The organism is Desulfopila sp. IMCC35006 (assembly GCF_005116645.1).
Lineage (GTDB): Bacteria > Desulfobacterota > Desulfobulbia > Desulfobulbales > Desulfocapsaceae > Desulforhopalus_A.
On the sequence record NZ_SWCM01000011.1, the window covers coordinates 28,205 to 53,892 of the forward strand.

Here is a 25,688-nt window from a genome sequence, read left to right on the forward strand (position 1 = left end):
GGTTTATGCTGCTTTTTGTGTTTTTGGGATTGTCGTCTTGGCGGTTTTAATATCCAGGAATGAATACGAGCTTGATTCTTGAAATTCTTGCATCGTATGACCCATGTCCGCCAAAAATGCTGATAAGCGTCCGGTGTCAGTATGTTGCCGTGAGCGAACTGCTTTAGAAAGGATGGTGTTGTTGACTTTGATTGCATGTCCGGCTTGATTCACTATTGAAAGTAAATTGGCCTTCATGGGTTCAATCTTTTTGTCTAAGACCTTGCCATGTTCCTGCAAAGATCGTAATTCGGTGACAAAGTCTTCCAGATCAGGAACCTCTTTGGCTGCAAATCGGGGACAGGTTGTCAAGTTATTACAATATCCACAGAGCAGGCTGGGGTCGGTTGGTGGATTTTTTGGGTGGCCGAGTATCATGAACTGATAATCTGTCCAAATGGATGCCGCCCTGTCTTTCAATCCTTTGTATAAATTCTCATCTGGCTTGTAGCCGTTGAAAAATCCGATATCACCGCTTCCTAAATCAATGGCCAGAACTGCACCTTTGATCGTGTAATCAGGAAATTGTTCTTTTAACGCCCCCATCTGCATGTACAGTTGGGATTCCCAGGAGCTATACGGCCCGTCAGGAATGGCGCTAACTGATTTGACTTCGAGTACGGCTTTGAGTTTCGGTGCGTTGAACACAAAATCGATGTGGCACCTGATGGGAGTAGTACCGCTGGCAATAGCCTCAACCTGTCGGTCGAAATTAACATAACCGGCGGCGGTCATTGCGTTTGCGACAATATCCTCGGCCATGTGTCCTCTTTGGAAACGAAGTAATGTGGCCAGGTCATGTTCAGCGGGATGTAATCGGTCAAGAATTACTTTTCGTGGGCAATATCCAATATCAGATGCGCCAAGGTAGCTGCTTCGATCTCCCAGGGTGGTCAGGGTGTGTTGTTTTGCAAATTTTTGTAACCCTGTGAGCAGTGTGTTTTTGATATCCATGATGTTCCTCCTTAAAAATGAAAACTTTGCGGGAGAACACACGGATTTCCCTTGAGGGAAGAGTGTTGCTCCCTCGTTGGGTGGGTAAAACCGATGTAAACAGCTTGTGTTAGAGTCAGTCTAATGGGTTAATGGGTCGTCAGGTCTTTGTACCAGTTTTTCTGATCTTTATTCCATTTGAATCCTACCGCTTTTAATAACTCCTTCTTATCAAAGACTTTGCCCATTGCTATAATAATACTGTCTTGATGTTGGTACGTGATACCGTCAATCTTGGGCAGGGAAGCAGAATTGGTAAGTTCTGGAGGTAGAGCTGGTTGAGACTGAGCAGTTGGTGGTAATGTTGGTTGCGTCACTTCAGTTTTTGGTGGAAGAATTGGTTGAGATTGCGGGGTGCGTTTCGGTAAAGATTGTCTTGATGGCGCTTGTGGGCTGCGTGAATTGTAGACAGTCTCAAGTAAGCCACGATAGGAATCTTGTCCGATAGAGCAAAGGGAGAGACATTTCTGAAGTGCGTCGGTAATTGCCCCTTTCTGAGCATCGCCAACATTGCCTTTCACTATATTCATCTGTCCTTTGTGTGATCCCTTGCAAAGCCATCCTTCGGTATCGGTTTTCAAAAATAACGTCACCTCTGCGACAACCTGATTGTCAAAAATCTCTTCCTTAACCAGTTCATAACGCCAGTTTTCCGGTCCTATGATTTGATTGACTGCGTCAAATACATATTGCGGTCTATAGCCATAGCGAATTTGACCAATCACCTTTCCGTCCCTGTCCTTCATTTTAATTTCCTGCACAGCAGGACGGCCAAAACTTCTGATCAATTCGTTGATTTCGTTAATTTTTACTGTGAGTGTTGACATGGTTGTTCTCCTTTAATCTTGTGGATTGTGGGAGAAGACAACTATGCCCCGGAGGGAGAGTTGTTTTTCTCCCGTTGATGGGGTTGGAGTGTTGCTCTATTGCTATGTGCTGCGGTGAATCAACGACAAAAGAAATCAACCGGATTTATCTACAAAAAAGAGGTTCGCAAATGCGATTAAACTTTTCCTGTATGGGATTTGTCCGGACGGATTTGTCTTGTTGATGAAAAAAAGGGGGTTGGGAAAGTTGACGAAGAGGACGATGAAATCAGAATAATTGTCGTCTTGTCAGGGGGAGGCCATATCCAAAATCATTCAAAAAAGAGGTGCACAAATGTGCTTAAACTTTTCTTGCAGAAATCATATAGCTGGTACAAAAATCACTGGGTCATTCATCGAAATATATCATAAAAAATATACCATGAAGCCTCAGTTATTTTCCCGGAAGGGATTACTTAATTAAATTAAGTGGAATTATATTCCAAATAAAAATCCTTTGTTGAAAGAAATCAAGAAAATAATTTTTCACGTTAAAATCTGCAGAAAATTTCACTTTTTTCACATAAAAACTGAAGAAAAATGAAAATAATTCCTCAAAAAAGCATACATGGCCGGAAAGAGATAATAGGAGAGAAAAATAACAGCCGGCAAATATGCAGACCCAATATAACGAAATCATCAATTCCTTCGTCGATAAATATGGCCTCAGCCGAGGTCAGGTTGTGGCCGAGATCGAGAGGACCTTTTCCACTATGCTGTCTCGCTGGTATGGGACAGGTACGGTTGTCCTGTTTGCTGACGACTACCTGCAGGCACTGCACTATGCCAAGCAGTCAGGTATTCCTTTGCAAAATCAACTTGATTTTGTCTCCGTGCGGGGCTGGAACACTATCCAGAGGGCACTTGACCGGAATTTTACCAAGATTGCCTGCCTGAATGAAGTGACTCGTTATAAACAATTGGAACATGAGCTGCGATGGGGGGATATTATCCGTAAAAGCACTGATGGTTTCCTGGTGGAGATTGAGATTGAAAAAGGCCTGGCAATCATTGCCGAGTGTCCATTGAATCGTGTTGGGGTGCATGAACGGAATACGTTGGCCGTTGGCCAAAGACGAGCATTTCATCTGCGACGGGTTGACTCTGTAAAAATGCGCGGGATCACACGGGTCAAGGTGGTGGTTGATCGTGTTTCAAAGAATCTGGTGACTGCTTTGCTTAGAGAGCAGCTTGGCACTGCCACAGAGATAACTCTGTATTGCGCCAAACGGTATGTCGGCCATAAGAGTTTTGTTGAAGCCAGCGGGTGTTTACCAAAACAGGTAATCTTGACTGTATCCAGGGAATTGCATGAGCATATTCAGGTTACGGTAGAAAAGATCGCAGTGGGTAATAAATCTTGATCTGGAGAAAAAAACAACCCAAAGAGCCGTATACCCAGATAGGCGATGGCTTTCACCTGGACCATCCAGACAAGATAATACCGCTTGGCTTCCCTGATAATGACCGCAAAGGGCATTTCTGGTGCTTCGGGACAACCAGGGTGGGAAAGACCCGCACAATGGAAGGAATCATCGAGCAGGACATTCGCAAGGGGTATTCGGTGGTAGTCATCGACCCCAAGGGTGACAACGAACTTTTCTCCAAAATAGTACAGGTGGCTTACAATACCGGCAGGCAGAAGGATTTAATACTGCTTACCCCGGTCTTTCCCCAATACAGTGCAGTTTTTAATCCACTCTCGCATTACTATATGGTCGAGGAAATTGTGGCCCATATTACTGCCGGTGTTGCGGTAGGCAGGGAGCCTTATTTCTTCTCGGTTGCCTACGAAATCAGCCTGGTGGTGATACAAGCCCTTATCTTGCTGGCTGAAGCCAATAAGAGAAAACCGGATTTCAATCTCAACGATGTCAAAAACAATATCAGTCATGCTGATCTGGAGAAGCTCAAAGAAAAAATCGAAGGTATTGACACCCCACAGGCCAGGCAGCTTGCTCTGAATTTACGAAGGATCATCGCTTCGACAGCCGATTACCATTCCAAGGTTGCCTCTTCGCTGCGTGTGGCACTGACAGAATTAACCAGTGGCAATGTCGGACAGATTCTTGGCCAGGCCAACGAGAACCGTTTCATTAGCCGCCTGGAGCAAGACAAAGGCGTTATCCTGATTGTCCAACTGGGCTCTTTGCTCACCAAACGGGCGGCTTATACCGCTGGGAAGGTCATTGTTTCTAATATTCAGGCTTTTGTCGGTCGCAGGTACTCTAGTGATAAAAAGATATTTCCGTCTCTGGCCCTACATATCGACGAGGCCCAATCTGTTCTCTATGACGGGATTGAGGAGCTCTTTGCCAAGGCCGGCGGCGCAGGTGTTTTTATCCACGGCTATTGCCAGTCCGTGAGCCAACTCTATGCCGAGATTGGCCAGGATCGAGCCAATACTATCCTGGATAACTGCAATACCAAATTGTTTATGCGGGTGCCGGATGCCAAGACCGCCACCTATATCTCAGACCATCTTGGAGAAAAACGGGTCTTTAGTCCAGTTATCTCTGTGGGTGGTGGGCTGGCTATCAGAGAGACCGAGGATGTACGGGTTAAGCACACCGAAGTGTTGAACCTGGCTCCCCGTCAGTTCTTCATGACTACCTATTCAGGAATTTATCGGGGAATCACAGCGGATGTTCCCTTGGCTAATCTCAAGGTGATCTTTCCCGAAATCAGGCCACAATGGGACGATTATCAGGAAGAACTATCAGGCGAAGAGGGGAGGGGGGACGGATGACTGCTGTCCAGATCAATATCAGCCTTGGCCTGGGAATTTTGTTCTTTGTTGGAACAATATGGCTGCTTTTCGTCAGGTCAGAGAAAAAATCTGATGTAGTCAAAAAGGAAGTGCTGATACAAAAATTATCTCAGTTGTGGATTAAAAACGGAGAGGTCAATATAGCTGATCTGGCACCACTCTGGCGGGATGAGCCTGTATTGGAAGCTATCGAAGAAGTAATCATCGAATTTCAGAATGCACGGATACAGGAATTCTACCACAAACATATTCAACCATTACGCCATGCTGTCCAGCAACAGGCAGTTTGCCGTGATCTTTTGTTGTTGCTGGACACGGAAGGTGGGTGTCCATCTGTTGTCAATGTCAGTCGTGATGTAGAAGCCACCTGGGATTCCAACACCTATACCCTGCTTGGTCAAACAAACCTGATCAACCATTCCCTGAATGTGGCTGAACAGGTTATCCGGCTGCTGCAGGAATCTGATACCGGCTATCTTATGCCGGACACCATCATTGCTGCCTTGTCCCATGATCTGGGGAAACTGCCATCCATCCGGGGGCATTTGTACAGCCTGGGCGAACATCCCTTAGCCGCTGGTCGGATTCTGGTCGGTCTTCAATCGTTCAGTGAACTTCACCAAAAAGAGCAAATCTTGCAGGCCGTAAAATTCCACCACAAACAGCCTCAAGAGCTACTTGGCAAGACTTTGAAACGGGCAGATCAACTTGCACGACAACAAGAGTTAGAGCAGGCACAGGAGCAACTTCAACCATTAGAAAAGCCTCCTGGGTGGCACAACGAAGCAAAGGCGCAAGACGGCATCTTTGATGAAAAACCAGAGACAAAAAAGAAGATGGCAGCCCCAAAGCTCATCAACTTGTCTTGGCTTAACACCCATGAATTACTGAAAGACATGCGGCCCTATATCAATAAATTAGAGGGGCGAAGGTTCCAGGCATTTTCCATGCCGAATGGTGTTGTCTATTTTATGCCAAAGATACTGGAGGTGATTGCCAAGAAACAGGCGGAAAAAGCGGGAGTGCTGGAAGTAGTCTCTATGGAAGATAAAGAAATGCGGGAGATATTGTTGTCCATCGTCCATCAACTTCGACAGGAGAATGTCATCGCCGGTGGCCTTTTGCATGACAATTATTTTGGGGCATATTACACCGTAACCATGAAATCAGGTGGAACCATGAACGGCTACTACACGCCTTGTCATGCTGAGGCTTTTGATTCTATTGCCGCTATGGAAGATGCTAAATCCGGTATCCTCCTGGACCTGGTATCTGTTGAATCAGTTCACGGAGATAAACAGGCATGAGCAACAGCATAAACAGTAGTGGCTTTAGTGGCTATAAGGGCGGTAGTTCCGGCAGTAGTAATAGCGGCAGCAGCAGTGGTGGTAGAGGCGGCTCATATAGCCCGAATGCCACATTTATCAATACAGACAGCCGTCAATATGTAAAGCCGAGGAGCATTATTAATGTAATCTCGGATATTCAGCATTATTGCATGGCTGAAAAATTGGGTAAAGCATTACCCGCAGAGTTTTTGACTCTGGAAAATTCTCTGGGCTTTTTCGGTGTCGGGGCTAAAAGTGGTCTGACAGAAGGACTCTTTTTGCTCTTGCTTCTGCCAGCGGTTGAATTTTATCTGGTACCCTTTGTCTTGAAATCACCATGTTTGTTTTTAAAAACCATGTTCGGCTCTTTTCCTTTTCTGCCGGTCATCGCCAACACCTTCCTTTGCGCCTATATCAGTCAATATTTTGTTGGTGTTGTTACCCGCAAGGCCATCAATGCATTTTTCACCGGCAGGATGCTCGTGCTGGTGGTGAAAAGTTTCATCATTTATGTTTTCTATACCTTGCTTACCGGCTTGAGCACCCCGGAAAGGGTCTGGCAACTTGCTCAATATTCAAGCAAAAATGCCGAGGCAATCTATTATGGCTATATGACTATGCTTCCCAATATCATGCCGATAGCCACTCGTTGTTCTCTATTTGTCCTGGTAGCCGCCATTTTTCCTTACGGGTCTGTCTTTTTAATGGATATGTGGCGGAGAAGTAAAATCAGACGCAACCATGCCAGGATTACTGGTAAATCTTAAAATCAATTAATCAAATCTATCAATATACAGGGAGAGTAAATTGGAGAAAAAAATGAAGGAAACGTCGCATGAAAAAAGGAGATTAACTAAGGAAGAGATTTTGGAGAAAAAAATCTCCATGATCAAGGAGCGTGGCTCAAGAGTCATGAAAATCAACTCACCATTGGGCAGCATAATGTTCAATGTTCTGCGGCAATTCGACCAGGCGTATGCTCATTTCAAGGGGCAGTTGGGAGAGCCAGGAGGGATTTCCCATGAAGCAGGGGCTGAGCTCATGGATGAGGCGCGGAAGATAACCATGGCCTTCTCTGAGTTCACTGGTCAGTTGAGCAAGCAGGTCAGGTTCAAGTATTATGTGCCTCAGGAGCTACAGGAGATGCGGCAAGTTACCAACAGAAAGAAAGATGAACTCTCGACAAAGTGACTGTGTGATGGGAGACTGGGTGTCATGATGGTTACCGGTCTCTCATCCTGACCCGTGCCGAACCGAACTTATATTTAAACTGCTATTGTGGATTTTCAATGAGGATTTTCCGGGATCTGACAATCGGGGCAATCGTTAATTTCAATGCACAACACGACCTCCATCGCCATAGACGCTGACATCCCAGATAAGACCACGCCAGCCGTCAATAATGCCATCATCGCCGCATGTCGGGCAAATCCAGTGAATCCGATCATCCTCAGTAGAATGGACCTTCAACCTGCCAGTGCATGGTTTGTGGTTTGGGCGTCGCCAGCATTTGGGGGGGGCCCCGCTCACAAGGTCACGGTTTCGAGCAGTGGCATAGGTGATAATCTCGGCCAATTTCGCGACCTTTAATCTTAACTGAGGTGCACCTGGCCCTGTTTGTTCATCATTGAGCCAGTGTCGAATATCAATAACCCACATAAGTATCGCCGTTAATAATTCTTTGTTCAAGTCTCAATATGGCCAAAGGCATTCCGTAGGATCAGCCATAACATACTTCAAAGCCTTATAAAGTGACAGAACGATCCCACCAAAATCACCTATGGAATCCCATTTTTTCCTGTGCCCCTCACCACTGAATCTCCACCTGACTTTTCTTCCCTGTTAATTTAAGGCTGGCTGAAGAGCATGCAAAACCGGGCGGAGGCACTCGGAAATGATGGTGACTGCAGCCTATAAGGTGACTGGAAATAATTTTAGATTTCTAAAAATAACAAAGTGCTCTGATAAAATTGTGGTAATCGGCCAGGAAATATATACATGTCGGTTGATATGCCGAATGGAAAACAGTTATTACCTCATGGTCCAGTTTCGACTCAGTTTTCGTAATTGAAAGATGTGCTTCTCCTGTATAGCCGTCCCGATCAGGCTCGCCATGTATCCTGCAAAAGAGAGCTTCTTCTTAAAGGGAAGCGCCAGCCAGCCAGCCGCCAAATGCCTGCCCAACCCGACGACTTCTCCCATGGCCGAGGGGGCATAAGGCTTGCACTTTGTACCGACTGTAGTTGCATGAATATTATCGGCGACCAGCTTTCCCTCCTGCAATGCAAATTGAGCACTGGTCGGAACGGGTTTGCCGGTAATGGGATTGATTGCCAGAGCATTATCACCAACGGCATAAATAAAAGGATAATCCACTGCGCGAAGATATTCGTCGACCAGTATCCGACCCAAACCACCAGTCTTGATCTGGCTCTCTTTAAACATGTCCGTAATTTGAATACCTCCGGTCCAGACCAATGTCTTTGTCATTAGAGTTTTTCCCGAAGACAGCGTGACTGCATCTACGGATAAGGAGATGATTTTGGTATCTGTCATAATAGTAACTCCTTTTTCCGATAGCTCTCTTTTGACCCTTTCAGAGAGTGATTCTCCCAGATGTGGTAAGAGGCTAGTGCCTGCCTCAATTATAATGATCTCCGCCTCGGCTGAGTTTACCCGGTGGCTACGGGTACAACGGGCGCTGAGGTCGGCAATCTCGGCAGCGAGCTCCACTCCGGATAATCCACCTCCTCCAATGACAAATCGCAATATTGCTTTACGATTCTGCTCATTCGGCTCCGAAGCAGCAAGCGCACAGTGTTTGGAGATGTGGTCGTGAATGCCCTGTACATCTCTCAGGGATTGGAGGGTGAATGCATGCTCCGAGAGACCGGGAATGCCATAGAAGTTGGTCTGGCTCCCAAGTGCCAGCACCAGAATATCAAAATGCAGTTGCCCATGCTCTGTATGAATAAACTTCCTGTCAGGCTCAATACCAGTGACTTCGTCGAGATGAAAAACAATATTATAACGCCGAAGCAGGCGGTCTATTGGGATAGCGACCTGTTTTTTTCCAGTAGCGGCTTCGTGCAGTTGGGTCTTAAGTAAATGGTAGTTGTTTTTGTCGACCAGATGAACTTGAATCTCCGATTGTCTGGAAAACTGCTTTGCTAGCCTCAAAACAGCCGTAATTCCGCCGTATCCGGCGCCGATGACCACAATATGCTTCTTCTTGGTTTCCATACAAATCGTCTCCCACTTACATGCTGCCTGTGGCGACATTTTCAGAAATTACTTCAGTCTTACCAAGGGCGCGGAATTGGCTCAATTAAATCATACGTATTTGGTTCCACCTTGGAGGATACGCATATAATTCTCCCGCGTAAAAGCCGCCGGGTCGGGACAGTTGAGAAGGCTCATGCTGCCCCTCATCTGCTCGATCGACTCGTAGTCGTGTTGCTCCATCCAGGAGGTCATCTCATCCAGTACTTGACGCAAGTAATCAGGTCCGTTTTTAAGCAGGGCTGAGACCATTTGCACACCATGGGCACCGGCCATCACCATTTTTAGGGCGTCTATGGCCGTATGCACGCCACCGGTGCAACCGAGAGAGAGCCCCACCTTGCCGGATAGGATTGCGATCCAGCGAAGCCGCAGGAGGAGTTCGCTCGAATCTGAAAGGCGTAGATTCGGTACTCCCTCAAGCTTCTCCACGTCAATATCCGGCTGGTAGAAGCGGTTGAAGAGTAATATTCCGTCTGCCCCGGCCTCCTCGATGCGTTTTGTCAAGTTGGGAAGCGAGGAGAAAAACGGTGAGAGTTTTATGGCCACAGGAATTGTAACGGTGCTCTTTACCGCCTTCACCACTTCCACCACACGGTGTTCTATGGTCTCGCTGCTCTCTTCAGCGTCAGTTGCCATAAAGTAGACATTGAGTTCAAGGGCATCAGCCCCTGCCTGTTCACATTTGGCGGCATACTCGATCCAAGTTCCAATCGAGATCCCGTTGAGTGAAGCAATTACCGGAACGCTGACGATTTCCTTGATCTTTCGGACTCGCTCTAAGTAGTACTCGGATCCAATGGCCCTGTATTCATTCCTGCGGGGATGGTAAGTTATTGCTTCGGCGAAGGATTCTTCTGGCACCTCCACATCTTGCTCCTCTCTAAACTGTTCACTGATGATTTGCTCTTCAAACAGAGAATGGAGTACGATGGCAGCAGCCCCTGCATCCTCAAGACGCCGGACAGTGTCGAGATTTTTTACCAAGGGAGACGCTCCCGGCATGAGAGGGTGAGGCAACTTTAGTCCTAAATAACTTGTGGAAAGGTCCATGATGACTCCTCATTTATCGGGGGTTTCGGAAGACGAACCGCCTTCCTTAAGTTGACTAAGTTGCTCGTAAAGGGCGAAATGACGTTTCGCTTCTTTCTGGGCTTTGGCTAAAAGCGCACTGGCCCGCTCGGGGTCAAGTTTTTGGAGCATCCGAAAGCGGGATTCGTTGTACATGTAATCGGCCAGCGGTACCTTTGGAGCACCGGAGTCAAGCTGGAAAGGATTCAGGTTCTGGTCAGTCCGCCGTGGGTCGAAACGGTAAATGGGCCAGTAGCCTGAATCAACTGCCAGCTTTTGTTGTTTGCCACCATAGGCCAGATCATAGCCGTGGGCAATACAAGGGGAGTAGGCAATGATGAGGGAGGTGCCTGGGTAAGATTCTGCCTCAAGGAAAGCCTTCACAGTGTGCTGATCGTTGGCACCAAAGGCTACCCGAGCCACATATACGTTTTCATAGCTCATTGCCATGAGACCAAGGTCCTTTTTGGCGATAGTCTTTCCGGAAGAAGCGAATTTGGCGACAGCCCCCATCGATGTGGCCTTCGACTGCTGGCCTCCGGTGTTAGAATAGACCTCAGTGTCGAGTACCAGGATGTTAACGTTGCGACCCATGGCCAGAACATGGTCAAGGCCACCGTAGCCGATGTCATAGGCCCACCCGTCGCCCCCCACAATCCAGACATTCTTTTTGACAAAGTAATCCGCGAGCAGCTCGAGCCTGCGTGCCGCCGAATCCTTGATGCTCGCAAGCCTCTCCTTGAGACTTGCCACTCGTTCCCGTTGGATCTTAATATTTGCCTCAGTGGACTGGTCATCTTCTAAAATGCTGCTGGCAAGATTTTTCCCAACTTGGGTAGCCAGCCCTTTGAGGAGTTCCTGACCCTGTTCAATATGCTTGTCGAGGGCTAGACGCATTCCAAACCCGAACTCGGCATTATCCTCAAAGAGAGAGTTAGACCAAGCAGGCCCTCGGCCCTCTTTATTCGTATTAAAAGGAGTAGTGGGGAGATTCCCCCCGTAAATGGACGAGCACCCCGTAGCGTTTGCGATAAGACTCCGGTCGCCAAAAAGTTGTGTCAGAAGTTTTATATACTGGGTCTCGCCACATCCTGCACAACAGCCAGAAAACTCAAAAAGAGGACTCAGGAGCTGAGAGTTTTTGACGTTCATTTTCATTTGCGTACGTTCAGCCTCGGGTAGATCGAGGAAAAAGGCCCAATTGGCCTGTTCCTGCTCCCTGAGAGAAAGCTGCGGTTCCATGTTTATCGCCTTGAACCTCGGTTTCGACTTGTTTATCCCCGGGCAGGTCATCACGCACAACCGGCATCCCGTACAGTCTTCCGGTGCCACCTGAACTGTAAACTTCTTTCCCATGTACTCTTTGCCTTTCGCATCAACGGACTTGAAGGCAGGCGGTGCTGCCTCAAGTTGCTCTGGCCCATATACCTTGGTACGTATAGCGGCATGGGGACAGACGAATGAGCACTTGGCGCATTGAATGCAAACGGCAGGATCCCAGGCGGGAATCTCCCGAGCGATATTTCGTTTTTCCCACTGAGTTGTTCCCATAGGCCAGGTACCACCTACGGGTAAGGCACTCACAGGCAAGGAGTCTCCCTTGCCTGCCATCATCACAGCCTCAACGCGTTTAACAAACTCCGGTGCTTTTGGAGAAACCGTAGGCGGGCAAGTGCGGATGGACGTAACCTGGCTCGGCACTTTGACTTGATGCAGATTGGCCAGTGTTTCATTTACTGCTTCGAAATTCTTCCGGACCACTTCATGGCCTTTTTTGCCATATGTCTTTTCGATAGCTCCTTTAATCTTGGCAATGGCTTCTTCTCTTTCAAGCACCCCCGAAATTGCAAAAAAACAGGTCTGCATAATGGTGTTGATGCGCGCCCCCATTCCAGTATCCTGGGCCACCTTGTAGGCATCTATCACGTAGAAAACAAGGCTCTTTTCGATGATCTGTTCCTGTACCTCACGGGGTAGGTGGTCCCACACCTCTTGAGGCCCATGCTGCGAGTTTAAAAGAAATACGGCATTGGGAGCCGCGTAATCAAGGATGTCGTATTTGTCTAAAAACATGAACTGGTGACAAGCTACAAAGCTGGCTTGCTTGATAAGGTAACTTGAGCGAATGATACGCGGTCCGAAGCGCAGATGAGAGATAGTTACTCCTCCTGACTTCTTGGAGTCATAGACAAAATAGCCCTGGGCATAGTTGGGAGTCTCCTCTCCGATAATCTTGATTGAATTCTTGTTGGCCCCAACGGTCCCGTCGGCACCCAGGCCGAAGAAGACCCCTCGCACCACATCGTCAGGCTCGATGTCGAAATCCAGGTCATAGTCGAGTGAGGTATGAGTCACATCGTCTATGATGCCCACAGTAAAATGATTTTTGGGATTATCTTTTTTGAGTTCGTCAAAAACGCCTTTCACCATGGCAGGGTTGAACTCTTTGGAAGAAAGGCCGTATCGGCCTCCGATCACATCGGGCTCCTGTATGGGAAATGTGTCCTGATGTCTTGCTTCCCTGAGTGCACTGACAACATCAAGGTAAAGGGGCTCTCCTACAGATCCCGGCTCCTTGGTGCGGTCGAGTACTGCCAGTCTCTTTACGGTCCGAGGCAGTGAAGCCACGAATTCCTTGACAGAGAAAGGCCTGTAGAGTCGCACCTTCACAAGACCCACCTTTTCACCCTGATTCACCATCCACTCGACGGTCTCTTGAGCTACTTCGGCTCCAGAGCCCATGAGGATAATGACCAGCTCTGCATCGTGGTGGCCCACATAGTCGAAGAGTTGATATTTTCGTCCAGTGAGCTCAGCGAACTGGTCCATGATTTGACGTACGATTTCAGGGCATGCCATGTAAAAGAGGTTCGAGGCCTCCCTGGACTGAAAAAACGTGTCAGGATTCTCGGCGGTACCCCGGATGAGCGGATGGTCCGGAGTTAGCGCACGTTTTCTGTGGGCCGTAATCGTGTCGTAATCGATCATGGCCAGTAGATCCTGGTCGATAAGTTCATCGATTTTGGCCACTTCGTGAGATGTGCGGAATCCATCGAAAAAGTGGAGAAAGGGCACCCGTGACTGAAGACTCGCGGTATGGGCTATAATGGCCAGGTCGTGGGTCTCCTGAACCGATCCTGATGCCAGCATGGCGAAGCCGGTTTGCCGACACGCCATCACGTCGGAGTGATCACCAAAAATTGACAACGCATGAGTGGCCAGGGCTCTGGCAGCCACATGCATCGTGTAAGAGGTAAGCTCCCCTGCAATCTTGTACATATTGGGAAGCATAAGGAGGAGGCCTTGGGACGACGTAAATGTAGTGGTGAGTGCCCCAGTCTGAAGAACGCCGTGGGCAGCACCAATCGCCCCTGCCTCAGACTGCATCTCGGTGACCTGGGGGACAGTCCCCCAAATGTTTGGTTTCTTGCATGCAGACCATTCGTCTGCAAATTCCCCCATCGGGGAGGAAGGTGTAATGGGGTAGATACAGATCACCTCGCTTAAGCGATGGGCGATAGACACCGCAGCCTCATTTCCATCGACAGTGATTTTGCGTCGTTCGGCCATGGCAATCCTCCTTAGGGCAATTTCGGTTTACAGGCTCATTTTGGGGAAATAAATTTCATTTGCAGGTTTTAACAACTTTTAGTTCATAACCAATGCATGTGTTATGCTATTCAAGTCAGAACTCCATGTGATTTCCAGTCCATCCTCCACCAGATCAAAGCTCATTAGGATCAAGCTTTCTGATATAAATTGAAGTCAATAATCTAATTTAATCATGGTACTATAAGATGCTGCTTTTTGTTTTTACTTATGAAGGCTTCACAGGCGAAAACAAGGCGTTGGCCAATTTTGTCTTAGAAGAAAGGCCCGTTTCTGTTTTGCATTTCAGAAATTGCCGAACCTTTCTCTTCCTCTCCGGCTGTAGATCAGCATGAGAGGGTGGATAGTCATCTTTCAATACGGTTTCTACTCCATGGCAGGCTTGAGATCACGCTTCAAAAAAGACAATACAGCAGCCAGTACAATCGGGAAAACCCCGCAGAGAAGAAAAACAAGATCGCCTACAATCCGAATCCACTCCACGGTATGAAACGTACCCGTCATGATGAAAGAAAGACTCCGGGCATGCCAGTAACCATTTGTGAGTACATCCCAAAGTTGGAGAACTCCGGCAGGGAACAAATCAAGCACCACCATCAAAGCAAGACCGATGTTGAGTCCCCAGTAGCCAACCTTTACGAAGTTCTCAGTCCTAGCCCACACTGCATCGCTTTGCATAGATCGCATACAGAAGACCAGCACTCCAAGGGCCAGCATACCGAATACGCCGAACATAGCCGCATGGCCATGATTGGCTGTCAGTGTTGTTCCCATTTCAAAATAAGACACTATGGGGGTATTGATGAGGAACCCAAAAATTCCGGCTCCCACGAAGTTCCAGACACCAACCGCGATGAAAAAGTAGATGGCCCATTTCTGTTTAGAGGCCATATCTGCGCCGTCAGACAGCTGATTTCTCTTGCGAAGCCGTATGAATCCTGCAGCATCCAAGGTGAGCAGGGTAAGAGGAACGACCTCAAGAGCTGAAAAACATGATGCAAGGCCCATGTTCAATACACCCTGGCCAGTGAAATACCAATGGTGCCCCGTGCCGACAATTCCGCCAATGAGAAAAAGAATGGCGTCAAGGTAGACAAGACGAGTTGCGGTGCGGGCGCTTACAATACCCATATAACGGAACATAATAGCCACGAGTACCGTGGCGAAAAGTTCAAAGAATCCCTCGACCCAGAGATGGATGATCCAGAAGCGCCAATTATCGATGACGGCAAAATTACTATGTGGTCCATAGAAAAGGGCGGGAACATAGAACAGAGGAATGGCTACTGCTGCATAGAGAAAAAGCGCAGAAAGGTCCGATTTCCCCTCCTTGGCAATAGCCGGGCGAAGAGCTCTGAACATGAGAAAGAGCCAGAAGATCAGCGCAGCCGCAAGAAGAATTTGCCAGAAACGCCCCAGGTCAAGATACTCGGAACCTTGGCTGCCCAGCCAGAACCACAGTGGACCCAGTTTATCATTGATACCAAGCCACTCGCCTCCAAGGCTGCCGAGCACCACTACCAAAAGGCCGACAAAAAGCACGTTAACGCCGAGCTTCTGTCCTTTGGGCTCTTGCCCGCCAACCCATGGGGCGAGGAACAACCCTCCTGCGACCCACGCGGTGGCTATCCAGAATATGACCAGTTGCAGGTGAAAAGTTCTCAGGAGATTATAAGGGAATAAATTGAGTATAAAATGTAAGCCATAAAAGCCGTACGGTTCCACCCGGTAATGAGCCAGACCGCCGCCGACTAAGGTCTGGAGCAGGAATAAGAGAGCCACAATAAGAAAGTACTTGCCCGTTCCCCACTGGCTGGGGGTGAGTGTCCACGAACGAGGCGGTGGCGGCAAAAGTTTAAAATCGTCTTTTCCCCCTTCCCACCCCAGAAAGCTAAATTTGCCAAAGAAGAGCAATACCAGACCGAGCCCGCCAAGGAGTGTTACAAAACTGAGGGCACTCCAGATATAGGCCTCGCTGGAAGGATGATTATCGACGAGTGGCTCGTAGGGCCAGTTATTGGTATAGGTGTAGTCCTTATTTGGTCGATTTGTCACGGTAGCCCAGGTCGCCCAGGTAAAGTAGGCGGTTAGATCCTTTAATTCCCCCGGATTGCTGATATAATTAGGAGGAAGCCCCGGCGCACTTTTTTCTTTGGTAAAAAAATCAGTCCAATAGGTGAACAGCTCTTGGTAGGCGATTACTTCACCGGGAAAGAAAGTAAGATTACCTGTGGCAGCATCGTAGCGGTTTGTCTTCAACTCGGTTACCAATTCCTGTGAGACGAACGCCTTTTGTTCCGATGTAATATTGTTATAAGAATTGCCGAAATTGTTTCGCGCTATGACATCTTGAACAATCAGAGCTTCCCTATGCAGATGGTCGGCTGTGTAATCTGGTCCCAGATATGCCCCGTGTCCCCATAGGCTGCCGTGCTCCATGAGGGCATATTTTAAAAACACATCCTGTCCTGCTTCAATGTTCTGTTTGGTAAATAAGACTGTGCCTTTTTCATCAACAACATTTTGGGGGATGGGCGGCGCGTTGTTGTAGGTTAGAACGGTCAGGATACTGAGGACCCCGAAACCGAAAATCATGACGATGATTACCGCATGTCGCCACCAGGGAGACAACGGGTTTTCCTGTGAATTGTGTACCATTTCATTCTCCTCTTGCATCTGTTGATGCCATCAGACTATCTTCAATGCCTTGCATTAATTCTGTCAAATTATCAGTCAACAGAACATGTTCTGTACTCTGCATAAAAAACTCGGCTCTCTCGCTTATTATTGTTTCAACAGCTGCCCTGCTTTCAGAAAAAGAATGTTATTTTCAAGGTGCACATGCTTATGGAGGTCATCCTCAAATTCCTTGAGTCTCTGATATGTAATCATAAAAGTATTACAGACATCCCCCGGTATCGCATAGCCGTTGGCAAGATGGCGAATTTTGTGGATCGCGTCACCGACTTGTTCATGCTCAGAGGTGAGCTTAATAAGGGAATTCTTAATAGTCTCGATATCTTTCGGATTCGATGTTGCACCATTTTTTCGATCTATATCGACTCGTTTGACGGCCGGAAAGAAATCTTCCTCCTCTTCTTGCAGATGAACCGCCAAGTCGGCTGCCATCTTATTAAAGATGGCGGCAATCTCAATTACCTCTGGATGATGAGCGCCATGAACCTCGGCAATTTTATGCACATACGTCGCTATCTGTCCAGTATTGTTCTTAATATAGGTATGATGGACATTTATGATATAGTCGATCAGAAATGATAATTCCCAAGAGCTAAAATTCTGGCTTTGCTCAACCGGCTTGCTTGTTACTGTCTCAAGCTCCGCTGTTATAGAGGCAAGATCTATCCCCTTTTCCATGCAGGTCTGGGAAAGTGCTGTCTTGCCTCCGCAGCAAAAATCTATCCCGTGCTCCTCAAAGACCGTTGCGGTCCGATAATCCTCGGCGACAATTTCGCCTATTGTTCGCTCTGACTCCTTCATTAACTTCACCTCCGATGAATTTATTTTGGTTCATAAAAATCAAGATCGAGCCTCCTTTGCACAGGGTGGAAATACATTGTGGGTAAACTCAGCTTCCTGAGTGATCCTTGATATACCCCTCTATCTGTACCCAATAGTCATTGTCGTTTCATGTTTTTTTACAATAAAAACAAATGGGTAAATGGGTAGAAGACCTCGTGCTATACACACCTCCTGGGGAGCGGTGTCACATAAAGCCATTTTCTTTGTGTTTTTCAGCAATCGTGTTCGCAAGATCTTTCAGGGCGTTAAAGGTATCCTCCCCAGGCACACCTTTACAGAGAACAGGATCTATAACCTCTACCTTGAGATTGGGAATCATTCCGGCAAGTGTTTCTACCGTTTTGCCTCCCCAGCCGTAGGAACCGACAAGAGAAAGAAATTTTGCTTTAGGCCGCAGGGCATTTGCGAGAAAAGCAGCATATGCCGCATAAGGATGAGGGCCTGCAAGGACGGTAGGAGTACCGATGATGATTGTTCCAGCGTCAACCAGGGCCATGGCCAGTTTCCCGACATCGGTTACTGTCAGGTTAAACAATTCGACCTTTACACCTTTATTTACCAAGGCTGTAACGAGATAGTCGACCATCAGCTTTGTGCTATTGTGCATGGACACATAGGGCAAAACCACGGTGTTGCGGGGTTCTCCCAGTGTCCAGTCTCTATAGGCATCTAATATAAACGCCGGACGGGGAAATATTTGGCCATGACCCGGAGCAATCATATCTATATCGTAGGGTTCAAGTTTTTCAAGGTTCTTTTTGATGACATTTCTAAATGGCATCATGATCTCGGCAAAATAGCGCTTCGCAGCTTCATAAATACGCCCTTCATCGGTTACAAAAAGATCAGTTGTTGCAATATGAGATCCAAAAAAATCACAGCTGAACAAGATCTTATCTTCCTCCAGATACGTCACCATGGTTTCAGGCCAATGAACCCAGGGGGTATAGATAAACTTCAAGGTCTTATTACCAAGCGAAAGAGTCTCCCCGTCTGCAACGGTTATGAAACATTCTTCCGGTATTTTCATAAAATCGAGAAGCATTCCCTTTGCTTTGGGAGTTACTATGAGCTTTGCCGCAGGGTATTTTTCAAGAACCTGCTGGAGAGTCCCGGAGTGGTCCTGTTCCGCATGTTGAGAAACGATGTAATCAATCTTCGGGATGCCCTCAAGTTGTGCCATTAATTCCTTGGCCATAGAGGGATCATCTGTATCGATCAAAACTGTCTTCTCACTTCCTTCTATGAAATAAGCATTATAGCTTGTTCCATCTGGAAGAGGGACAAGGGAATCAAAGAGACGACTGTCCCAATCAACTGAGCCCATCCAGTAAATGTTCTCTTTTATTTTTCGTGCGAGCATCTTTCACCTCCATAGGTGTCATAAAATTTGATAGCGTTTATTTTTGCGTACGATGTTTCTCTTTATGCAGAACAGCAATCACTTTGATGAGGAATCATCTCCGATAGTATTATTAATACCTTCTATCAGCAGGTTCAGGTCAATGGTCCACATGGTGCGGCCCAATAACGAGCCCCAGCGCACAGGTTACAGTATCCCTAGGTGGGGCTCCCTTTAATTAAGTCCAGAAATGAAATCGCCAGCATGATACTCGGAGCATTTGCCATCATTAGTTGTGAGCGGCGTGTTGTTTTTCTCCTTTTATCATCCCATGTACGCCTTCAGCAAAGTGAGTGAATTGCACGTAAGCCTCAACATACTCACGGCCTGCTTCTACACTCTCACCAGCGTGTTTGCTAGAGATTATCACCTGGTTAAAACGATCAGTTAGTCCGTTTTTCAAAGCATTACTCAGAACATCAGATAGCTTGTCAACTGAGCCTGTTGCTATAGCCGCGTCAGCTAAAGCAACTGCTGGATCAACAGAAATACCAGATTTCAAGCCCGTGTATGGTGCACCTTCTCCCGCTCGATGAATGCGCACCAGAGTTTCAAAAAAATACATGTCAGCTAAAGTTTTTGCTTCACCACCTAGCTGTCTTACTGCCAGAGTATGCTTGAAGGCAGTTTTGATGGTTTCTTCCTCGTCACTCGAAACCCATTTCAAAAGTGGGGTAACGTCTCCAGTCACAAGAGCTTGTCTCGCCTCGGCAACAACAGGACCTTCCATCGTGTCACAATGAGCGAGCGCATCGCTCGCACTTATCATAAAGAAAAATGCAATAACGACAGCTAGTAGATTTCTAATTGATAATTCTCGTGCTTTTTTCATAGCGTCCACCTCCTCCATCAATTCATTCTGTGAATTTTGTCATTCTTTAGAAATACACTGTGCTGGACATGAAGCTATCGCCTCATCGACACAATCTTCTCCAGCATCTGCATCATCAAGAACATAAGCTTTCACTTTATCGTCATCAAAGGCGAATACTGAGGGACAACATTCCACACAAGCTTCACAGCCAATACATTCTTCTTCATCAATTACAACTTTCTGAGACATGATATTCTCCTTATGGTATTTTTATTCTTATCCAGTCATACAGTTCAATTCAAATGGGTAGCACTATCTCCTGATGTTGTCATCAAATTGGTGGAGCTATTGTCACCAGAATTCTCATTTGAGTCTTTGATCTTACTCCGTGAGGTTCTCGGATTTGCGAGATGAGAATATCTCCTTGTTTGGCTGGTATTTTTGTGTCTCCATCACCTAGGAAAAATCCTTCTCCTTCTAATACCTGAATTGACAGCTCACCATCCAGGTCATGTGAATGAACTGGAAAGGTAACTCCTTCATCCAGGTTAAAGTTGACGATCTTAAAGCTTGGTGAGTCTTCTACCAGGAAGAACCTTTTCATAGCTCCGGGAGTAAATTCATTGGTGTCTTTTAGTTTTAAAATTTTCATGGTATCTCCTTAAGTTAATTTTGTTTAATCAACTTCAATTTGAGTCTGTTGCTTATATTCCTCCCGACAACAGACCCTTTTACACAAACGGAAATCTATCTCTAAGATCTCCGTTCCAAGAAATATTATTGGGAGAGATATCTTCTCTTAATCTGAATGTTTGCAACTAGTGTGCCAAAATAATAACTGCAATATATCAATATGTTACAGTGAGTGTTTACCTTTATACAACACTTCGATGTTGCGATATATATAACATCGTTGTAAAATTGATAACTATGGACAAACTACATACCCTCTCAGCCATAGCGGTGGACCTTACAGCAGTCATGAGCTCGGACGATCGTTATCAACGATTATTAGATGCACTACACCGAGCCATTCCTTATGACGCGGCAACCCTTTTGCGGGTCCAAGGAGACAAGCTCACTCCAATAGCCTCAAAGGGATTAACCCCAGATGCCATGGGGCGTGCCTATGTGAGAAGTGAGCACCCGCGCCTGGACCTTATTTGCGGATCAAGTGAACCTGTACTCTTTCCTGCAGATAGCCCACTCCCAGATCCTTTTGACGGTATGTTGGTTTTGGACCGGGATGCCTTGCGACACATCCATGCCTGCCTTGGCTGTCCACTGTATGTCGACGGTAATCTGGTTGGTGTTCTAACCGCCGATTCTCTTAATGTTGGGACGTTTGACCATCTTCCCAAACAGTATTTACAAACAATCGGATCAATGGCCGGTGCGCAGATGCAGGTGGCGGATTTGCTCAAAGCACTTGAGGAAAAAGCGGAACGCCAAGGCCAAATTGCCTCAGACTTGATGCAGGATGTTGCTCTACAGAGAGGCTGGGAAATTCTTGGCAAGAGCTCAGTAATTGAAAAAATGCGGCAGGAGATTGAGCTGGTTGCTAAGTCAGACTATACAATCTTGGTCCTTGGCGAAACCGGTGTTGGCAAAGAATTAGTCACCAGAGCCATCCACCGCCATTCCTATCGACGAGATAAAGCAATGCTCTATCTCAATTGTGCGGCACTTCCGGAATCGCTCGCTGAAAGTGAGCTTTTTGGCCATGTGAAGGGTTCTTTTACGGGAGCAAGCAATGATAGAGCCGGCAAGTTTGAACTGGCCGATGGGGGCACTCTTTTTCTCGACGAAATTGGTGAACTCTCCCTGGAAATCCAGGCCAAGATTTTGCGGGTTATTCAAGAAGGCGAAATCCAAAGAATTGGCTCAGAAAAAATGCTTCATGCAGACGTGCGCTTACTTGCGGCCACGAACAGAAACCTGAAAGCAGAGGTTCAGGCAGGTAAGTTTAGAGCCGACCTTTATCACCGACTCAACGTTTACCCAATTAAGGTACCAGCACTGCGTGAGAGAAAAGAAGATATCGCCATTCTTACCGGCTTTTTCGTTGAACGGGCCAGAAGACGACTTGGACTAGGAGAGCTCCGCATAAGTGAGGGTGCATTACAACTTCTCGGTCGCTATAGTTGGCCGGGTAATGTCCGTGAACTGGAAAATATACTCTCAAGGGCCGTATTAAAGGCGTCCCAGAAACCTCATGGTGAGGAATATTTAAGAATACTCCCTGAACATTTGGCTGGTGATCTCGGATCAGCGCTTTATGTAAATCCAGTACCTGAGTATGACTCACCTGCTCAAACTATGGCGAATCTCTCCTTTCGAGACGAGGTAAAATTATTTCAAATACGACTCATTCAATCAGCACTCGAACGAAATCAAGGGAACTGGGCTGGTGCTGCTAGAGATCTTGATATGCATCGCAGCAATCTCCATAACCTTGCAACACGTCTCGGAATACGAAAAAAGAGTATCTACTAGAAAAGCAACGAGGAGAGTTAAATCGTTGCGCCCTTGGATTTAATTGTTAGTCTGTGGATAGGTCTTTCAACATGAATTGTTTTGAGTATAGTGAGTTTATTCAATCTCAAGCTCTATTGATCCCTAATAAAACAGGACGGTTAAAACAAAAGTACGGTTCATCCTGAAGAACCTTATTTTCTGCATGACCTGCCTCCCTGATTTTGGCTCTGAGTTGATTGTTGAGGTTTACCCTTTTCAACTTAACCCACGTTGGCAAGAAAGGCAGGTCTGTTTTGCCAACGTGTTAACCATCATATCTAACCATATCGAGACGTTAAACTGAAATCTTGAGGTGTAGACAGCATGAACAATATTAACCTGACGCTAGAGATCTGGCGACAACCGAATGGTGACGCATCGGGCAATTTTGATACGTATACTCTCGATCGCATCAGCACAGACATGTCTTTTCTCGAGATGCTTGATGTACTAAATGAAAAGCTCACTAAGGATGGCAAAGACCCTGTCGCCTTTGACCATGACTGCCGCGAAGGTATTTGCGGAATGTGCGGTGCGATTGTGAATGGAGTCGCCCATGGACCTGAAAAGGAAGTTACTCTTTGTCAATTGCATATGCGACATTTCAAAAGTGGCGACACTTTAATCATCGAACCTTTTCGCTCGCGAGCCTTTCCGATCAAAAAAGACCTACTCATAGATCGGTCAGCTCTTGATCGTATAATACAATCCGGTGGGTATGTCTCAGTGAACACAGGTGGAGCTCCAGACGGCAACGCTACCCCCATTCTATCCCAGCAGGCAGAACTCGCAATGGATGCTGCTGTGTGCATTGGCTGTGGAGCCTGTGTAGCTAATTGTCCTAATGATTCTGCAATGCTCTTTACCAGTGCTAAAGTTTCTCAACTTTGTCTGCTCCCTCAAGGGCAGGTAGAGCGAAAGCAACGTGCCCTGGCAATGGTCGCGCAAATGGATGATGAAGGTTTTGGTCATTGTTCTAATGTGAAAAATTGTGAAGCCGTCTGTCCCAAGGGGATCTCGATTCGCAATATCGCCAGATTAAACAAAGAGTATTTCAAGGCTGCGTTTTCAGAAGGATAAATTTGAGCCTAAAAACCTCGGTTTGAGGTCGGTCGTCAACAGTGGGTATCAACTGAACCATGCCTGAACGTTAATTCAATATGCGAAGTAAGTGCGATGGTTGGATTGACCACTGCTGTGATTTTAATATCAATGCAAAATTTTATTGGAGCTCCAGCACATCTTAAAGAGAGAGCGGTAGCACAATCTTATGAAATTGAACCTGACATTGATCGTTGAAGAAGATCGGTAGTTGTTTTACACAAAAAAATAATGGAGTAGAAAGTGGAATATACCCGGGAAATCTATTGGAATGTCGGTCATAGTGCAGAGACGCTGATTCCCATGTACCTCTTCACGTTTGTGGCTATTGGGCTATTGGTACGTGGCTTTATGCGAAGAGTCGAAGTGTATAAACAGAGTCTGCCGCTGAACAGGATCGATCAGCGGAATAAGCGGCTGGTCCATCTGCTGAAAAATGTCTTCCTGCAAAAAAAGGTGGCGGAAGTCCGTTGGCCCGGCCTCCTGCATGGCTTCTTTTTCTGGGGCTTTTGCCTGCTGTTTATCGGCACGACCTTGATCTTTATTCAGGCGGATTTTACTGATCTCTTCTTTGATGTAAAGTTCCTGAAAGGCTCGTTCTACTTATTGTTCTCCATCGTTCTAGACACGGCCGGGCTGGTGTGCATTTTTATGCTGAGCGGACTCCTGGTGCGACGATATTTTTTCCCTCCGGAAGGCTTGGAAACCAAAAATGATGATGCTCTAATGCACGGTCTGATGCTCACCATCCTCCTCACCGGTTTTCTTATCGAGGGATGTCGCATTGCAGTAACCGAACTGGGTACGCCGCTATCGTTTTGGTCGCCTGTGGGACTGCTGGTGGCAAACATCATCTCCGGCATGGGCGAGGGTGGCCTCCGCGCTTTGCACAAGGTAACCTGGTGGTTTCATCTCTCACTGACTATGGGCTTTTTTATCCTCATCCCAGGTACCAAATTCAGACATATTTTTACCACCAGCACCAATTATTTCTTTGATGATCTCGGACCAAAAGGCAAACTCATCAACCTGAATCTGGAAGATGAGGAAGCCGAGACCTTTGGTGCAACCAACCTGAAAGAGATGACCTGGAAGGATATCCTCGATGCCGATGCCTGTACCTTGTGCATGCGCTGTCAGGATAGGTGTCCTGCCTTTAATACCGGCAAACCACTTTCTCCCATGAAGGTTGTCAGGCAGCTGGGGGAGGTTGCTTTTCAAAATCCTGAAGCTAACCTGATTGACACTTTCACAAAAGATGCCCTCTGGGCTTGTACCACCTGTCGTGCCTGTCAGGAGATCTGCCCAGCAGCGATCGAGCATATCCGAAAAGTCATTGACTGTCGTCGGGCCATGGTTCTTATGGAGGGTGAATTCCCAGGTGAAGAGGTGATGACCGCCATGGAAGCGACCGAAGTAAACGGTAACCCACTTGGTATTGGTTATGCCGAGCGAGGAGACTGGGCCGAACCACTGGGTGTCAAAACGTTGGCCGATGATGGTGAGATCGATATTCTCTATTTTGTCGGTTGTTACGGTTCCTTTGATAAACGTAATATTGCCGTCGCTGGCAGCTTTATCAAGCTCTGTCAGGCAGCCGGGGTGAAGGTGGGGATTCTTGGTAAGGAAGAAAAATGTTGCGGTGAGCCGATGCGTAAGATGGGCAACGAGTATTTGTACCAGAGTCTGGCTGGAGAAAATATCGAGAAGATAAAATCCTATGGGGTAAAGAAAATTGTCACGACCTGTCCGCATTGTTTCAACACCCTGGAAAAAGATTATCGTGATTTAGGGCTTGATGCCAATGTCAAAGTCGAAAGTTACATCGTCTTTCTGGAAAAACTGCTTGCCTCGGGAAAACTGCAGATAGATTCCCGTGAACTTTCTTGTACCTACCACGATTCCTGTTATCTTGGCCGGCACAACGATATCTACGATACGCCGAGAGGCCTCATCAAAGCTGCGGGCGGCACTATAATTGAGATGGATAAAAACCGGGCGGAGGCGTTCTGCTGCAGTGCGGGCGGCGGCCGAATTCTCGCCGAGGAAAAAATCGGCGAACGGATGAATGTCAAAAGGGTTAAAATGGCCGTCGAAACCGATGCGCCGATCCTGGTCTCCAATTGTCCGTTCTGCTTGACCATGTTTGAAGACGGAGTGAAGAGTGCCAAAGTGGAGGAATCACTTCTAACAAAAGATATTGCCGAAATTCTGGTCGAAAGAGTTGGTTAATTATAGACAGACACAAACTATGGATAGACACTAAAAAATATTCCTGATAATTTTTCTGATAACGGAAACCATTAAAAACCGGTGGCTTAGGAGCAAGCAGAAGGGATTCTGCCATATTTCCTTT

20 protein-coding genes are annotated in these 25,688 nt (G+C 46.9%); 8 read left to right on the forward strand and 12 right to left on the reverse strand.

Annotated features, from left to right (window positions below; translation table 11 throughout):
* Window positions 1–3: 3 nt before the first annotated feature.
* Together FCL47_RS17175 and FCL47_RS17180 are read right to left on the reverse strand one after the other, a co-directional pair.
* Window positions 4–993 carry a hypothetical protein gene (locus FCL47_RS17175; protein WP_136814767.1) on the reverse strand — a complete coding sequence of 330 codons (990 nt, stop codon included), beginning with the start codon at window positions 991–993 and terminating at the stop codon, window positions 4–6.
* Between the two features lie 128 nt (window positions 994–1,121).
* Window positions 1,122–1,859, reverse strand: a complete 738-nt coding sequence (locus FCL47_RS17180) for a hypothetical protein (RefSeq protein WP_136814768.1) — start codon at window positions 1,857–1,859, stop codon at window positions 1,122–1,124.
* Between the two features lie 653 nt (window positions 1,860–2,512).
* Between FCL47_RS17180 and FCL47_RS17185 the strand changes: the two genes are divergently transcribed.
* The 5 genes from FCL47_RS17185 to FCL47_RS17205 all read left to right on the forward strand — a co-directional run bounded on the left by FCL47_RS17185 (window position 2,513) and on the right by FCL47_RS17205 (window position 7,187).
* Complete coding sequence (locus tag FCL47_RS17185) at window positions 2,513–3,262, forward strand: hypothetical protein (RefSeq protein WP_136814769.1); 750 nt, start codon at window positions 2,513–2,515, stop codon at window positions 3,260–3,262.
* Window positions 3,259–4,647 carry a type IV secretory system conjugative DNA transfer family protein gene (locus FCL47_RS17190; protein ID WP_240744282.1) on the forward strand — a complete coding sequence of 463 codons (1,389 nt, stop codon included), beginning with the start codon at window positions 3,259–3,261 and terminating at the stop codon, window positions 4,645–4,647. Before FCL47_RS17185 ends, FCL47_RS17190 begins: the two co-directional genes overlap by 4 nt.
* On the forward strand, window positions 4,644–5,975 hold the full coding sequence (locus FCL47_RS17195) for an HD domain-containing protein (RefSeq protein WP_136814771.1): 1,332 nt from the start codon (window positions 4,644–4,646) through the stop codon (window positions 5,973–5,975). Before FCL47_RS17190 ends, FCL47_RS17195 begins: the two co-directional genes overlap by 4 nt.
* Window positions 5,976–6,166: 191 nt before the next feature.
* A complete protein-coding gene (locus FCL47_RS17200) occupies window positions 6,167–6,763 on the forward strand; it encodes a hypothetical protein (protein WP_136814772.1) in 597 nt (198 codons plus the stop codon).
* A gap of 52 nt (window positions 6,764–6,815) precedes the next feature.
* Entirely contained in the window at window positions 6,816–7,187 is a 372-nt protein-coding gene (locus FCL47_RS17205) for a recombinase (RefSeq protein ID WP_136814773.1), read from the forward strand.
* A gap of 141 nt (window positions 7,188–7,328) precedes the next feature.
* Here the strand turns inward: FCL47_RS17205 and FCL47_RS17210 are convergent, their stop codons facing one another.
* The 10 genes from FCL47_RS17210 to FCL47_RS17255 all read right to left on the reverse strand — a co-directional run bounded on the left by FCL47_RS17210 (window position 7,329) and on the right by FCL47_RS17255 (window position 20,366).
* Window positions 7,329–7,655, reverse strand: a complete 327-nt coding sequence (locus tag FCL47_RS17210; protein ID WP_136814774.1) for a hypothetical protein — start codon at window positions 7,653–7,655, stop codon at window positions 7,329–7,331.
* A gap of 372 nt (window positions 7,656–8,027) precedes the next feature.
* Window positions 8,028–9,239: an NAD(P)/FAD-dependent oxidoreductase gene (locus FCL47_RS17215; protein WP_136814775.1), complete on the reverse strand. Its 1,212-nt coding sequence runs from the start codon at window positions 9,237–9,239 to the stop codon at window positions 8,028–8,030.
* 90 nt (window positions 9,240–9,329) lie between these two features.
* Entirely contained in the window at window positions 9,330–10,331 is a 1,002-nt protein-coding gene (locus tag FCL47_RS17220; RefSeq protein WP_136814776.1) for a dihydroorotate dehydrogenase-like protein, read from the reverse strand.
* Between the two features lie 9 nt (window positions 10,332–10,340).
* On the reverse strand, window positions 10,341–13,919 hold the full coding sequence (gene nifJ / locus FCL47_RS17225) for a pyruvate:ferredoxin (flavodoxin) oxidoreductase (RefSeq protein ID WP_136814777.1): 3,579 nt from the start codon (window positions 13,917–13,919) through the stop codon (window positions 10,341–10,343).
* A 405-nt stretch (window positions 13,920–14,324) separates the two neighbouring features.
* On the reverse strand, window positions 14,325–16,616 hold the full coding sequence (locus tag FCL47_RS17230) for a nitric-oxide reductase large subunit (protein ID WP_136814778.1): 2,292 nt from the start codon (window positions 16,614–16,616) through the stop codon (window positions 14,325–14,327).
* 126 nt (window positions 16,617–16,742) lie between these two features.
* Window positions 16,743–17,456: an iron-sulfur cluster repair di-iron protein gene (gene ric, locus FCL47_RS17235; RefSeq protein WP_136814779.1), complete on the reverse strand. Its 714-nt coding sequence runs from the start codon at window positions 17,454–17,456 to the stop codon at window positions 16,743–16,745.
* Between the two features lie 226 nt (window positions 17,457–17,682).
* Window positions 17,683–18,861, reverse strand: coding sequence for an FprA family A-type flavoprotein (locus FCL47_RS17240; RefSeq protein WP_136814780.1), 1,179 nt, complete (start codon window positions 18,859–18,861; stop codon window positions 17,683–17,685).
* A 268-nt stretch (window positions 18,862–19,129) separates the two neighbouring features.
* Window positions 19,130–19,732 (reverse strand): DUF6448 family protein, encoded by a 603-nt coding sequence (locus tag FCL47_RS17245; RefSeq protein ID WP_136814781.1) that lies wholly within the window; start codon window positions 19,730–19,732, stop codon window positions 19,130–19,132.
* A 39-nt stretch (window positions 19,733–19,771) separates the two neighbouring features.
* Window positions 19,772–19,963: a ferredoxin gene (locus FCL47_RS17250; RefSeq protein ID WP_136814782.1), complete on the reverse strand. Its 192-nt coding sequence runs from the start codon at window positions 19,961–19,963 to the stop codon at window positions 19,772–19,774.
* Window positions 19,964–20,045: 82 nt separating this feature from the next.
* Complete coding sequence (locus tag FCL47_RS17255) at window positions 20,046–20,366, reverse strand: cupin domain-containing protein (RefSeq protein WP_136814783.1); 321 nt, start codon at window positions 20,364–20,366, stop codon at window positions 20,046–20,048.
* Between the two features lie 278 nt (window positions 20,367–20,644).
* Between FCL47_RS17255 and norR the strand changes: the two genes are divergently transcribed.
* From norR to FCL47_RS17270, 3 genes are all read left to right on the forward strand, one after another.
* Window positions 20,645–22,210 (forward strand): nitric oxide reductase transcriptional regulator NorR, encoded by a 1,566-nt coding sequence (gene norR / locus FCL47_RS17260; protein ID WP_136814784.1) that lies wholly within the window; start codon window positions 20,645–20,647, stop codon window positions 22,208–22,210.
* A 345-nt stretch (window positions 22,211–22,555) separates the two neighbouring features.
* On the forward strand, window positions 22,556–23,311 hold the full coding sequence (locus tag FCL47_RS17265) for a succinate dehydrogenase/fumarate reductase iron-sulfur subunit (protein ID WP_136814785.1): 756 nt from the start codon (window positions 22,556–22,558) through the stop codon (window positions 23,309–23,311).
* A gap of 264 nt (window positions 23,312–23,575) precedes the next feature.
* Entirely contained in the window at window positions 23,576–25,564 is a 1,989-nt protein-coding gene (locus FCL47_RS17270; RefSeq protein WP_136814786.1) for a heterodisulfide reductase-related iron-sulfur binding cluster, read from the forward strand.
* Window positions 25,565–25,688 lie beyond the last annotated feature (124 nt).